The organism is Mesorhizobium sp. EU05-FHT14A09, assembly GCF_058790995.1.
Map to the genome: position 1 here is coordinate 824,670 of NZ_JBYTDF010000001.1, position 12,495 is coordinate 837,164.

A 12,495-nucleotide genomic window follows, 5' to 3' on the forward strand; every position below is an offset into this window, starting at 1 on the left:
ACAATGCATCAGAATTTGTTGATGGTCTTGGCGCGTTCGCTGGCGCATAGCTTTGGGCCATGACCACCCAGACTGTACCAATCGAAACCGAAGCAGGCGCCCGTCGTGGCTTTTTCCTGGCTCTGGGCGCCTATCTCCTGTGGGGGCTGTTGCCCTTCTACATGAAGGCCGTAGCCCATCTGCCGCTGGCCGAGGTCATCGCACATCGCATCATCTGGTCCGTGCCGATCGCGGCGATCGTACTGATCTGGCTTGGCCGCACCGCCGACTTCAAAATTGCGCTGCGTTCGCCGCGCATGTTGGCGATGGCTGCGCTGACGGCGACGTTGATCACGGTCAACTGGAGCATCTACGTCTGGGCGATCGCCGTTGATCGCACGGTAGAGACCGCGCTCGGCTATTACATCAATCCGCTCGTCAATGTTTTGGTTGGCGCGCTGCTGCTTGGGGAACGGCTGAACCGCCTGCAGATCGTGGCAGTGGCGCTGGCGGCAATCGCTGTGATTGTGCTGACCGTTGAAAGCGGGACTTTGCCCTGGGTTTCGCTGGCCCTGGCCTTCTCCTTTGCGGCCTACGGGTTCTTTCGCAAGACGCTGCCGATCGGCCCGAGCCAGGGTTTCCTGCTGGAAGTGCTGCTCCTCTCCATTCCGTCGCTGGCCTATATCGTCTGGCTGGCGTTGAAGGGGGAAGGGCATTTCGCGACCGGCAACACGACGGACACGCTGCTGTTCATGGGCAGTGGCATCGTCACCGCCGTCCCGCTGCTGCTCTTTGCCTTCGGCGCCAAGCTGCTTCGGCTCTCGACCATCGGCATCATGCAATACATCGCGCCGACCATCGTCTTCCTGATCGCCGTCTTTATTTTCGGCGAGCCGTTCGACACGACGAAAGCCGTGGCCTTCGGCCTCATCTGGGCTGCGCTGGCCATCTACACATGGTCGATGCTGGCTGCCAGCCGGCGCGGCTGATCCACTTCGGGAAAGAGCAGGGGTGTTTCCGCGTTTCCGTCGAAAACGGAAACGCTCCGGCAGTCAGCCGCGGCCCACTTACATCTTGTCGATGACGGAAGCGACGCCGCTTGTTGGCGCGTCGACGGCAGCGCCCGTCGCTAGAATGGTCGCGACAATCTTGTCGGGATCCTCCACAACCAGAGGCTTCACATTATGAGCCGTGTGGATGAAGCCCTCAGCCGCCATATGGTCGATCAAGGCCAGCATCGGGTCCCAGAAGCCCTTGATGTTGGCGAACACGATCGGCTTGCGATGATGACCGAGCTGCGCCCAGGTCATGATCTCGACGATTTCCTCGACCGTGCCGATTCCACCTGGCAGCGCCACGAACGCGTCGGATTCTTCGAACATCCTGTGCTTGCGCTGGTGCATGTTCTCGGTGACGACCAGCTCATGCAGCCGGTCGAGCGCGCTTTCCGTCGCCTCCCTGTTCATCAGGAAGCGCGGAATGATGCCCATGACCTTGCCGCCAGAACGCATGGTGCCTTCGGCAACCGCGCCCATGATGCCCTTGGTTCCGCCGCCGTAAACCAGGCGCAGGCCTGAACGGGCAAGGGATTGGCCGAGCTGACGGCCGGCTTCGAGATAGATGCCATCGCGACCGGTTGACGAGCCGCAATAAACACAGACGGATCGAATCGTGTTCATGATTGGATTGGTGATGCCGTCTGCAGGTCCGGTCAAGCCTTGAGGTGGGCTTTTTCTTGTCGATTCCGCCAAAAGCAGTTAGACCGATTGTAGGTGGCTAAGGGGGCTATAAGGATATGACAACGGCGCTTGTCAGGGCATTGCTATTTGCAGGAGGTGGCGCGGCGGCGGTGGCTGGTGTGGCCTATGTTTCCGGCGCGCTCGACCCGTACCTGAAAACCACGCCGCCGGCTCAGATCGCAGCTGTTCAGCCGCCTGCGGCACAGCAGCCCGCAAACCAGCCAGCAACGATACAACAGCCCGCGGCGCAGCAGCCCGCTGAACAGCAGGCCGCGGTGGCACCGGCGCCTGATAAGCCGGCCGAACCTGCGCCGGCGGCGACCGGCCCTGTTGCGCCCACTTTTGATGTGGTGCGCGCCGAAGGTGACGGCTCTGTCGTTGTTGCCGGCAAGGCCGCTCCGAACGCCAAGGTCGACGTCGTGCAAGGCGCCACCGTATTCGGAACCACCAAGGCAGGACCGGATGGCGACTTCGCAATCGTCCTGAACGACCCGCTGAAGCCTGGGAACTACCAGCTGCAGTTGCGCTCGACCTCGCCGTCCAACATCGTCGTTCCGTCCGCACAGACCGCCGTCGTTGCGATCCCCGAGAAAGCGAATGGGCAGGTCCTCGCGCTTGTCGAGGAGCCGGGCAAAGCCGCAACCCTGCTGGCCGTGCCAAAGCCTGAAGAGAAATCCGGCGGTGAAGCCACCGGCCAGCAGGCAGCATCCGCTCCGGCAACGACTCCGCAGGCAACGGCTTCCGCTGCGACCGAGTCGGCAGCCCAGCCGGCGCCGGGTGCAGCGAAGGTCGCAGTCGGGGCCGTCGAGATCGACGGCGGCAATGTCTTCGTCGCGGGCACTGCCGATCCGGGCCGCAAGGTTCGCGCCTACGCCAACGAAATTCTTCTCGGTGAGGCCGTCGTCTCTGAAAAGGGACAGTACCTGGTCGAGGCGACGCGCGACCTGCCGGTCGGAGACTACACCGTTCGGGTCGATCTCTTGGATGCCGACGGTTCAAAGGTGATCGCCCGGGCTACAGTGCCGTTCCAGCGCGAGCCCGGCGAAGCTGTCGCTGCTGTCGCTCCTTCTGCCTCGGAGACATCGGCAGCGCCGCAGCAGGACACGGCATCGGCCGACAGGGCTCCGACCACCGTTGCGCCGAAGCTTGAGCAGGTCGACCACGCCGTCATCATCCGTCGTGGCGATTCACTCTGGCGCATCTCGCGTCGGGTCTACGGGCACGGCGTGCGCTATTCGACCATCTACCTCGCCAATCAGCAGCAGATCAGCAATCCGGACCGCATCTGGCCGGGGCAGGTTTTCAAGGTGCCGCAGAAGTCGAAGGAAGGCGAAACTGCCGACATGAAGACATTGGGCGACCAGGCAACCGTCGCCGAATAGAATTCGTTTCGTCCATCTGGCCAGGTTGCGCAAAATTGGTCCATCGTCTATCGACGATGAACTATGGAATCTCCGCTTGAACTTTGTGGCTTAGGCCATCCCGTCGATACGCGCGCCGTCGCCGCAAAATTTGCGGCGCTGTCGCATCCTGCGCGGATCGAAATCCTGAAGTGCCTGTCCGCCAGCCACTCCTGTTGTTGCGGCGAGGTGGTTGATCATCTCGACCTCGCGCAGTCGACCGTTTCCCAACATCTGAAGATCCTCGTCGAGGCAGGGCTGGTTCGCTTCACGCCCGACCGGCAGCGTTCGCGCTATGAGGTCGACCACAAGGCGCTGGCCCACGTCTCGGCATCCGTCACCGCGCTGGTCGAAGCCTGTCGCCGTACAGCCGAATCGATTTCATAAGGCAAGAACAGTGGCCGAAAAGACCGTTTCCGCCGCCGATACCGGCACCACCTTCCAGACGCTGCGCAATCTGTGGCCCTACATGTACCCGGCCGACCGGCCCGACTTGCGTTGGCGTGTCACCTGGGCCACCTTGCTGTTGGTCATTGCCAAGCTGGTGCTGGTTGCAGGTCCTTATTTCTTCAAATGGGCCACCGACGCCCTGGCCGGCACCGGACAATACAACCCGCCGCTGCCGGCGATCCTGCTCGCGCCGATTGCTCTTGTCATCGCCTACAATTTCCTGCGCCTGGTGCAGCTCGGGTTCAACCAGTTGCGCGACGCCCTGTTTGCGCGCGTCGGCCAGCACGCCGTGCGCCAGCTTGCTTTCCGCACGTTCGTACACATGCATCAGCTGTCGCTGCGTTTCCATCTGGAGCGGCGCACCGGTGGGCTGTCGCGCATCATCGAACGCGGCACGAAGGGCATCGAGACCATTGTGCGCTTCATCATGCTCAACACGGCGCCGACCGTGCTCGAGTTCGCGCTGACGGCCGCCATCTTCGCCTTCACCTATGGCTGGAAATATGTCGCCGTCGTTGCCGTCACCGTCGCGCTTTATGTCTGGTTCACGGTGCGGGCCAGTGACTGGCGCATCGGTATTCGCCGAGACATGAACGACAGCGACACCGATGCCAACACCAAGGCAATCGACTCGCTGCTCAATTTCGAGACGGTCAAATATTTCGGCAATGAGGCGATGGAAGCCCAGCGCTTCGATCGCTCGATGGCGCGCTACGAGACCGCCGCCACCCGCATCTGGACATCGCTTGGCTGGCTGAACTTCGGCCAGGGCGTCATCTATGGCCTGGGCACCACGGTCGTCATGTGCATGTCGGCCTATGAGGTGATGAACAAGACGCAGACCATCGGCGACTTCGTGTTCATCAACGCCATGCTGATCCAGCTCTCTGTACCGCTCAATTTCATCGGTTTCATCTATCGCGAAATCCGCCAGGGACTGACCGATATCGAACACATGTTCGACCTGCTCGGTGTCAAGCAGGAGGTGGTGGACAAGCCAGACGCCAGGCCGCTCGCCATCGGCAGCGGGAGCGTCGAATTCCGTGATGTGCAGTTCTCCTACGATCCCAACCGCAAGATACTGAAAGGCGTCAGCTTCGAGGTGCCGGCGGGCAAGACGGTCGCCATTGTCGGGCCGTCCGGCGCCGGCAAGTCGACGATTTCGCGGCTGTTGTTCCGGTTCTATGACGTGCAGTCGGGCGCTGTGCTGATTGACGGCCAGGACGTGCGCGACGTTACCCAGGAAAGCCTGCGCTCTGCCATTGGCATGGTGCCGCAGGACACCGTGCTCTTCAACGATACCGTTGCCTACAACATCCGCTACGGCCGCATGGATGCCAGCGAGGATGAGGTCCGCCGCGCAGCGGAGCTGGCCCAGATCGGCCCCTTCATTGAACGCCTGCCGGACGGTTATGCCACCATGGTCGGCGAACGCGGGCTGAAGCTCTCGGGTGGTGAGAAACAGCGTGTCGCGATCGCCCGTACCATCCTCAAGGCACCGCCGATCCTCATTCTCGACGAGGCGACATCCGCCCTGGACAGCCATACCGAACAGGAAATCCAGGCTGCGCTCGACCTGGTCTCCAAGGATCGCACCACCATCGTCATCGCGCATCGTCTCTCGACCGTGATTTCGGCGGACGAGATCATCGTGTTGAAGGATGGCCAGATCGCCGAACGCGGCAGGCATGCCGATCTGCTCAGGCAGAATGGCCTCTACGCTTCGATGTGGGATCGCCAGCGCGAAGCCACGGAGGCGGAAGAACGTCTGCGCATCGCCCGCGAGACGGACGATCTCGGCGTCGTCGTGCGCAGGCGCACGGAAGAAGTGTCGTAGGAAAGATATCCGCGCTATACCTGTAGAAGGCCCGGGTGCGCATCGATAGCGGGCATGTACACCGCGAAAAATCTGGGGAACCGATGCTTTACGCCATTCTCGCTTACCACGCTTCGGGCGTGGTCGAATCCTGGACACCGGACGAGGACGCTGTCGTGATGGCGGATCTCGCCGTTGTGCGTGACAGACTGCTTGCGGAGGGCAAACTGGGCCCAGCCGCACGGCTCGGGCCTACGGAAGGTGCCTTCACCTTGCGTGGACCGGGAGCGGGCATGGTCATCGATGGACCATTCGCCGAGACCAAGGAACAGTTGCTTGGATTCTATGTCATCAACTGTGCGACCCGCGAGGAAGCCGTCGAAGCCGCCCGCAGCCTTCGCAGCGCCAATCCGACTGCGGTCTATGAGATCCGGCCCGTTCCGGTCTATTTGCCGGGTGTTCCATTCCCGGTTACGCAAGCCGAAGAAAATTAGAGGGATCTCAATCCTTTAGCCTGATGAGCTGAGGGACATCGGAGCGTTCGCAGCTGCATTTCAGTGGCGGCTGTGGCCCGCGCGGCTTTGGCGCGTTGCGATGACAGGCGCTTTCCGGTAGAGAGGCGCATCCGAAACGGAGCCGCCCCCAGCCCGATGAATCTTGTCGACACGGTCAAGAACGCGTTCGTTCCGATCCATCGCGAAGGCTACCCGTTCATCGCGGGTTTTGCTGCGGCCACGCTGCTGCTTGGCTATTTTTCTTCGACGCTGTTCTGGATCGGCCTGATCCTGACCGCCTGGTGCACCTATTTCTTCCGCGATCCGGAGCGTGTGACGCCGGTCGATGACCGCCTTGTCGTCAGCCCGGCCGATGGTGTCGTCTCGGCGGTCGGGCCAGCCGTGCCGCCGCGTGAACTTGGCCTCGGTACAACCGAAATGACACGCATTTCGGTGTTCATGGATGTGTTTTCCTGCCATGTGAACCGTGCTCCCGTGCGCGGCCGCGTTACGCGTATCGAGCATCGGCCGGGGAAGTTCCTCAACGCCGAACTCGACAAGGCGAGCCAGGAGAACGAGCGCAACGGTCTCGTCATCGAAAGCCCGAACGGTACAGTGGCTGCGGTGCAGATCGCCGGCCTGGTGGCACGACGTATCGTCTGCTGGGCCGATGCCGGCGGTACGCTGGCTGTTGGTGAGCGTTTCGGGCTGATCCGTTTCGGCTCGCGGGTTGATGTCTTCCTGCCTGCCAATGCCGCGCCGCGCGTCGCCGTTGGCCAGACCGCGGTTGCCGGAGAAACCATCATTGCCGAATTCGGCGGCGCACAGGCGGCGCCGCTGGTGCGCATCTCGTAAGGACGGCGCGATGGGCGCTCCCTTCAAGAAGTTCGAACCGCATGGTCACGGTGGACCGCGTATCACCGAGATCCCGCTGCGCATGGTCCTGCCGAACCTGGTGACCGTTCTGGCGATCTGCGCCGGTCTTTCGGGCATTCGTTTCGCTTTCGAAAACCGTTTCGAGACCGCGGTGGTCATGGTGCTGATCGCCGCCTTTCTCGACGGCATCGACGGTCGCCTGGCGCGATTGCTGAAGGCGACGTCGAAGTTCGGTGCGCAGATGGATTCGCTGGCAGACATCGTCAATTTCGGTGTCGCGCCGGCTTTGGTCCTCTATGCCTATCTGCTCGACAGGGCAGGTTCGCCGGGCTGGATTGCCGCACTGCTGTTTGCCATCGCCTGCGGCATGCGGCTGGCGCGTTTCAACGTGCTCGACGAGCAGACCGACCGGCCAGCCTGGCAGGCTGATTATTTTGTCGGCGTGCCGGCGCCGGCGGGGGCTGTGCTTGTCTTGTTGCCCCTTTACCTGTCGTTCCTGGGCATGCAGCCGACACGGCCGATCGCCTTCGCGGGCGTCGCTTTCACCGTGTTGATCGCCTTCCTGCTGGTCAGCCGACTGCCGGTCTATTCCGGCAAGAGCCTCAAGATTCCGGGCGATCGCGTGCTGCCGGTGATCCTGGCCGTCGTGCTCTATGTGCTGCTGCTGGTCAGCTACCCGTGGCACACGCTGACGGCATCGGTTGCGGCCTATCTGGTTTTCCTGCCCTTCAGCGTGCTGGCCTATTCGCGCCGCGCCAAGAAGGAAGGCGAGGCCATCCTGCCGCCGGATGTGGATCACAAGGGGATTGAGGGCGAAGGCTGAGCCGCAATCGTCAGCTCGGAGAACCCAGGAAGCGTCACACGGCAAGCCCCAGTTGCTCCATCGCCAGCTTTCGCGCGGCGACATAATCGGTCTTGCCGGATCCCAGGACCGGCAGGGCGTCGACCTTGACGATGTCGTGCGGCACCATAAGTTCGGCCGCGCCGTGCTGTTTGCTGAATTTGCGCAGATCCTCAGGGTCAGCATCGTCGGCGGTGGTCACCAGCACGATACGTTCGCCCCGCCGCTTGTCTGGCACGGCCACGGCGGCATGGTTGTCTTCCGGCCAGAGCGACCGCACAAGCATCTCGACAGCCCCCAACGACACCATCTCTCCGGCGATCTTGGCAAAACGCTTGGCGCGCCCGCGGATGGTGATGAAGCCATCCCGGTCGACGGAGACGATGTCGCCGGTGTCGTGCCAATTCTCCAGCTTCTGCAACTCCCCCGGCCGGTCCGCGGTCATGTAGCCCATCATCATGTTCGGTCCGGCCAGCCACAGCCTGCCGCCATCCTTGACGCCCTCGACAGCGTCGAGGCGCATGCGAATGGCTGGCAGCAGCCTGCCGACCGTGCCGTCACGGCTGTGGATGGCGGTGTTGACCGCGACGACGGGGGCAGCCTCCGTCAGGCCAAAACCCTCGACGATCTCGGCCTGGAAGCGGTCGCGATAGGTACGGCGTGTCTCCGGCTTCACCGGTTCGGCGCCTGCCACGATGAAACGCAGGCTGGAGAAGTCACCGTCACCGGCGTGGCGTGCATAGTTTGCCAGGAAGGTGTCCGTGCCGAGCATTGCGGTAGGATGCTTCTTGCCAGCGATTTCGGGGATGATCTTGTAGTGCAGCGGCGAGGGATAGAGGAACGTCCTCATGCCGCTCAGCAGCGGCAGGATGACGCCGCAGGTCAGGCCGAACGAATGGAAGGCCGGCAATACGTTGAGCAGCATGTCCTTTGGCGAAAGCGAAAGGCGCGCCTCGGCCTGCATCGCGTTGGCCACCAGGTTGCTGTTGGAGAGCACGACGGCTTTCGGCTGCCCTTCCGAGCCGGATGTGAACAGGATCACTGCCGGCTTTTGGGCATCCTGTGGCTGCAGCGGCCACCGCCAGAGGGCGGCTGCGGCAAGCTTTTCGACGCTGGACGTGGTTTCGCGAATGTCCTCGAGCCACAGGAATTTGGCACCGCCTTCTTCGGCGGCAGCGACAACGTCGGCAAGGGATGCCTTTTCGATGAACGCGCGCGAGGAGACCACGGTGTGGATCATCGCGGTGCGCACCGCCGACGTCACATTGGCCGGACCCGCCGTGTAGTTGATCATCGCAGCCACCCGGCCAGACGACCACATTCCCAGCAGCGAGATCACCATGGCGTTCGTGTTGGGCAGCAGAAGGCCCACGGCCTCGCCGGGCGCGGTGCGAGCCTCGACGCGCTGACCGAAGACGCGGGCGCCGGCAAAGAGTGTCCGGTAGCCGAGCGTTCCACCGACCACGTCTTCGATGACCGGATGGGAGGTGCCGAAGCGGTCGGCAGCATCGCGCGCCGCTTGAAACAGGCTGCGGTTGAGATCGGTGGCGCCGAAACGCGCTTCTGCGACGTAGTCGAACAAGGCGTTGCCGCGATTTCGCGCGGGCTCTCCATCGCGTGCCGCCAGCTGCTCAAGTGTCATGGGCGGCATGACGCTGATCGTGAGCTTTGGAAAGAGGCTGCGCGGAGCCTGTTCGGCAGGCGTGAATGAATTGGGTAGCCAGCGCGCGCCACCGATGAAGATCGGCACGATACGGGCGTCGGCCTGAAGGGCGATGCGCGATACCGCGCGGTAGAGCCGGAAAGATTTCACATCGGGTTCGATGGCGTCCGGAAAATAGACGGCGAGGCGACCGCGTCCCTTCAGGACCCTCACCAGGCGCCGGCTGACAAAGACATGCTCGGCATTGAAGGCGATGGTACGGGCGAGTTCGCGCCAGGGTTCCAGCCAGAACGAGCGCGCGGAGGTTTCATCGAGGATATGCAGCGTGTTCTCTGGCAACAATGACAGCATCAAGGCCGGATCAAGCTTCGACTGATGCACGATCGCATAGATCACAGGAGCGTCGGCGCCGTGGGCGATCCTGAGTTTGTGATCGCTGATGCGGTAAGCAAGCTTGAACGGTGTGTAGAGAAACGCCTGGGCGAAGCTCAGCCGCAGGCGGACTTTTTCGATGGTTGCGATGATCAGCCAAGCGGCCGCGAGAGCTGCGAAAAGGGCAACAGCCAAAATCATACCGCGTCACTCCCAACACAGTTCAGGGTGTCGCGCGCCCGTTCGGACGCTCCATGCGATCCGGTTGCCGTCCGCACCGCGCAGACCCTATCGAAAGTGGCATCAAGGTCAATGCGAAACGGGAAGCCAGGGCGAAACGGGACGGCGAAGTCTTGCCCAAGAAAAAGCCGACCATAAGGTCGGCTGGAGGGGGACGGGCCGAGGGGTTGGGGGGACTAGAGCATGGCCCGCTCATCGATAATGCTTGGGCTCCATGATGGTTCCATGACAACGCAACTATTTTACAGCCTTACCTGTGGAAAGCTGTGCCAGGCGTTGCGCGACACTCCAGTCATGCCAGCCATGGGCGAGGACAGCGGCGAGCACGATCGCACCGCCGATGAGGCTGGCATAGGGTGGTATCTCGGATAGGAAAAGCCAGGCGAACAGGACGGCCGATGGGATCTCAGCGGCACCGAGCAGCGCCGATTCCGGAGCGGGGATCAATCTGCTGCCTTCGGTCCACAGCACCGAGGCCAACGCAAAGGCCGCACCGAAAACGACAAGCAGGAGAGCATCCTGGCGGCTGACGGCCAGGGGATCGGTAACCAGCCAGCCGAACAGGAACAGCAGCAGCGACGAAACGGCACCGGCCCAGACAACGGGTGTATCGCGGAAACCGCGAACCATGATCATGTAGAGTGAACTGCCGATTGTCATCAACAGCGCCAGCCCATCTCCGAAAACCTTGCCGGTGCCGAGGCCGGAATGCACCATGAGCGCAACACCGGCCAGCGACAGGACAGCTGCAGCCATGGTCGGCAGCCGGAACGGTTCCCGCACCAGGGCCCAGGCGAGCAGGGCGGTCACGAACGGCGCCGTCGCATAGATCACAGCGACATTGGCGACATAGGTGAATTTGAAGGCCGAGATGAAGGCGATGCTGGCGGCGGCGCCTTCGATGGCCAACAGCCAGCCCCGCCAGCCAAGCCGCATGTCGGGACGCCGGCCGGCCTGCCCGGGTCGCCAGCGCACATAGGCTCCGATCAGCAGGAAACCGACAAACCCGCGCCAGCAGGTCACCGTCAGCGCGTCGGCGGCGATCGATTTGGTCAGCACGCCGCTGAGGCCGAACACGATTGCAGAGCCGGCCACCAGCAGGATCCCCAGTGCGCGCTTCCCGTCAGCCTCGTTCGCTTGCACCATGTCGATTCTCTCCCGCGCTGATCATGTTAGCGCCGGGCTCCTGACAGCCTTCTGACAGGAATGTCGTCGTCAAGCGGCCGGTTTGCGGAAGCGTTCGCTGGCGACGACGACGAGACCGGCAAGCACGATGATGGCTGCTCCAACAAACACGGCGTCACGCGGTACGTCGCCCCAGATCAGGAACCCAAGTGCGAAGGCCCAGAGCAGGGCCGTGTATTCGAATGGAGCGATGATGGAGATCGGTGCCCGCTTCATGCCCTCGAACAGGAAATATTGGCCAAGCCCGCCAAGCGCGCCGACGGCGATCATCAGGAGGAGTTCCTGCCAGCCGGGTGTCTGCCAGGTCCAAAGCATAGGCACGCCGGCAATCACCAGGAAGAAGGCATTGTTGAGGACGAGCTGCACCGTCGTGCGCTCCTGTGTGGCAACCTTGCTGAGCAGCACGATTGAGAGTCCCCAGAACCCTGCCGCCGCCAGCACCAGCAGTACGGGCAGCGAAAAGCCGAGGCTGGCAGGGTCACAGGCGACGAAAACCCCACCGAAGCCCATCAGCACTGCCGTCCAACGCAGCAGCGGGACTTTTTCCTTCAGGATTACGATCGACAGCGCGGTCACGATGATTGGTGCGGCGAAATAGATGGTGGTGAGTTCGGCGAGCTGCAGGTCTTTCGCAGCCGTGTAGTAGCAAAGCCATGCCGCGAGGATGAGGAAGCTGCGCAGGAGCATGGATTTGAGGATCGGCGAACGCGCCGAATCGACGACCAATCGGCTGCCGCCTGCTGCAAGACAGCCCACGAGGATCGTGGCGCTGCGGATGAACAGGATCTGCCAGACCGTGGCGGTCGTCACCAGCAATTTGATCGAGGCGTCCTGCAGCGAAAACAGCAGATAGGCTAGGCTGGTCAGCAGAATGCCGGCCAGCACCTTGTCGCGCGTGTCGGAGAGAACGACGTCTGTCATTGTGAGCTCGGTTGCGGAATGCGCGGCCGAGCCAGGATCGTCATTGGTCCAGGCCCCTCCGTAGCCGCTAGGCTACACGAGAGGCTGGTTCAGCGCTGCTGAGCCAGACATATGCTTGCGTTGGCGCAGTCTTGGAGCGTTTCCGTTTTTCACGGAAACGCTCCAATTTTTGTCTAGGCAATTCCGGACGGAAAACCGGTACACTTTTCCTGAAATTGCTGCAGCGCCGAAGCCTGCTTAGATTATTGCGCGGGGGCCGCCGGCTGCTGGGGCTGCTGCTCGGCGCCGGGCTCGTCGTCACCCATGTCGGCATAAGGCGAGGCACTCGGCACACACTGGACCGTCCAGCCGGTCGGGGCGGGCTGCTGCTTCTGGAATTCGGTGATGGCCGCCGCACACTGCTCGCGGTTGTCGAAGGTGCTGGGCAGCACGACCATGCCGCCTTGCGGGCCGGCAACCACGAGATACCAGACCAGAGCAACGGTCGATGACATGGAAAGTCCTCACTTTGGGATTGGG

The 12,495-nt window shown here is 62.5% G+C and carries 12 protein-coding genes; 7 read left to right on the plus strand and 5 right to left on the minus strand.

The window, feature by feature from the left end; all coding sequences use genetic code 11:
- The first annotated feature begins 59 nt into the window (after positions 1 to 59).
- Positions 60 to 968, plus strand: a complete 909-nt coding sequence (rarD, locus tag AC3WTO_RS03730; protein WP_492459337.1) for an EamA family transporter RarD — start codon at positions 60 to 62, stop codon at positions 966 to 968.
- 78 nt (positions 969 to 1,046) lie between these two features.
- On the opposite strand, the gene AC3WTO_RS03735 is transcribed toward rarD, so the two are convergent.
- Positions 1,047 to 1,658 (minus strand): LOG family protein, encoded by a 612-nt coding sequence (locus tag AC3WTO_RS03735; protein WP_492459338.1) that lies wholly within the window; start codon positions 1,656 to 1,658, stop codon positions 1,047 to 1,049.
- 116 nt (positions 1,659 to 1,774) lie between these two features.
- Here AC3WTO_RS03735 and AC3WTO_RS03740 point away from each other — a divergent pair, with 116 nt between their 5' ends.
- The 6 genes from AC3WTO_RS03740 to pssA all read left to right on the plus strand — a co-directional run bounded on the left by AC3WTO_RS03740 (position 1,775) and on the right by pssA (position 7,577).
- On the plus strand, positions 1,775 to 3,100 hold the full coding sequence (locus tag AC3WTO_RS03740) for a LysM peptidoglycan-binding domain-containing protein (RefSeq protein ID WP_492459339.1): 1,326 nt from the start codon (positions 1,775 to 1,777) through the stop codon (positions 3,098 to 3,100).
- A 63-nt stretch (positions 3,101 to 3,163) separates the two neighbouring features.
- Positions 3,164 to 3,505: an ArsR/SmtB family transcription factor gene (locus tag AC3WTO_RS03745; RefSeq protein ID WP_492459340.1), complete on the plus strand. Its 342-nt coding sequence runs from the start codon at positions 3,164 to 3,166 to the stop codon at positions 3,503 to 3,505.
- A 10-nt stretch (positions 3,506 to 3,515) separates the two neighbouring features.
- On the plus strand, positions 3,516 to 5,405 hold the full coding sequence (locus AC3WTO_RS03750) for an ABCB family ABC transporter ATP-binding protein/permease (protein WP_492459341.1): 1,890 nt from the start codon (positions 3,516 to 3,518) through the stop codon (positions 5,403 to 5,405).
- An 83-nt stretch (positions 5,406 to 5,488) separates the two neighbouring features.
- Positions 5,489 to 5,878 (plus strand): YciI family protein, encoded by a 390-nt coding sequence (locus tag AC3WTO_RS03755; protein ID WP_492459342.1) that lies wholly within the window; start codon positions 5,489 to 5,491, stop codon positions 5,876 to 5,878.
- Positions 5,879 to 6,007: 129 nt separating this feature from the next.
- Positions 6,008 to 6,733 (plus strand): phosphatidylserine decarboxylase, encoded by a 726-nt coding sequence (locus AC3WTO_RS03760; protein WP_492460028.1) that lies wholly within the window; start codon positions 6,008 to 6,010, stop codon positions 6,731 to 6,733.
- 10 nt (positions 6,734 to 6,743) lie between these two features.
- Positions 6,744 to 7,577 (plus strand): CDP-diacylglycerol--serine O-phosphatidyltransferase, encoded by an 834-nt coding sequence (pssA, locus tag AC3WTO_RS03765; RefSeq protein ID WP_492459343.1) that lies wholly within the window; start codon positions 6,744 to 6,746, stop codon positions 7,575 to 7,577.
- A 34-nt stretch (positions 7,578 to 7,611) separates the two neighbouring features.
- On the opposite strand, the gene AC3WTO_RS03770 is transcribed toward pssA, so the two are convergent.
- The 4 genes from AC3WTO_RS03770 to AC3WTO_RS03785 all read right to left on the minus strand — a co-directional run bounded on the left by AC3WTO_RS03770 (position 7,612) and on the right by AC3WTO_RS03785 (position 12,470).
- Positions 7,612 to 9,831, minus strand: coding sequence for an AMP-binding protein (locus AC3WTO_RS03770; RefSeq protein WP_492459344.1), 2,220 nt, complete (start codon positions 9,829 to 9,831; stop codon positions 7,612 to 7,614).
- Positions 9,832 to 10,107: 276 nt separating this feature from the next.
- Positions 10,108 to 11,016 (minus strand): DMT family transporter, encoded by a 909-nt coding sequence (locus AC3WTO_RS03775; RefSeq protein ID WP_492459345.1) that lies wholly within the window; start codon positions 11,014 to 11,016, stop codon positions 10,108 to 10,110.
- A 69-nt stretch (positions 11,017 to 11,085) separates the two neighbouring features.
- Complete coding sequence (locus AC3WTO_RS03780) at positions 11,086 to 11,976, minus strand: DMT family transporter (protein WP_492459346.1); 891 nt, start codon at positions 11,974 to 11,976, stop codon at positions 11,086 to 11,088.
- A 242-nt stretch (positions 11,977 to 12,218) separates the two neighbouring features.
- Entirely contained in the window at positions 12,219 to 12,470 is a 252-nt protein-coding gene (locus AC3WTO_RS03785) for a hypothetical protein (protein ID WP_492459347.1), read from the minus strand.
- Between the last annotated feature and the right edge of the window lie 25 nt (positions 12,471 to 12,495).

Excerpts from the sequence above, each read along its gene's own strand:
- AC3WTO_RS03755 (WP_492459342.1), top strand. The coding sequence starts at position 5,489 with ATGCTTTACGCCATTCTCGCTTACCACGCTTCGGGCGTGGTCGAATCC.
- pssA (WP_492459343.1), top strand. The coding sequence starts at position 6,744 with ATGGGCGCTCCCTTCAAGAAGTTCGAACCGCATGGTCACGGTGGACCG.
- rarD (WP_492459337.1), top strand. The coding sequence starts at position 60 with ATGACCACCCAGACTGTACCAATCGAAACCGAAGCAGGCGCCCGTCGT.
- AC3WTO_RS03775 (WP_492459345.1), bottom strand. The coding sequence starts at position 11,016 with ATGGTGCAAGCGAACGAGGCTGACGGGAAGCGCGCACTGGGGATCCTG.
- AC3WTO_RS03745 (WP_492459340.1), top strand. The coding sequence starts at position 3,164 with ATGGAATCTCCGCTTGAACTTTGTGGCTTAGGCCATCCCGTCGATACG.
- AC3WTO_RS03780 (WP_492459346.1), bottom strand. The coding sequence starts at position 11,976 with ATGACAGACGTCGTTCTCTCCGACACGCGCGACAAGGTGCTGGCCGGC.
- AC3WTO_RS03735 (WP_492459338.1), bottom strand. The coding sequence starts at position 1,658 with ATGAACACGATTCGATCCGTCTGTGTTTATTGCGGCTCGTCAACCGGT.
- AC3WTO_RS03770 (WP_492459344.1), bottom strand. The coding sequence starts at position 9,831 with ATGATTTTGGCTGTTGCCCTTTTCGCAGCTCTCGCGGCCGCTTGGCTG.
- AC3WTO_RS03785 (WP_492459347.1), bottom strand. The coding sequence starts at position 12,470 with ATGTCATCGACCGTTGCTCTGGTCTGGTATCTCGTGGTTGCCGGCCCG.
- AC3WTO_RS03740 (WP_492459339.1), top strand. The coding sequence starts at position 1,775 with ATGACAACGGCGCTTGTCAGGGCATTGCTATTTGCAGGAGGTGGCGCG.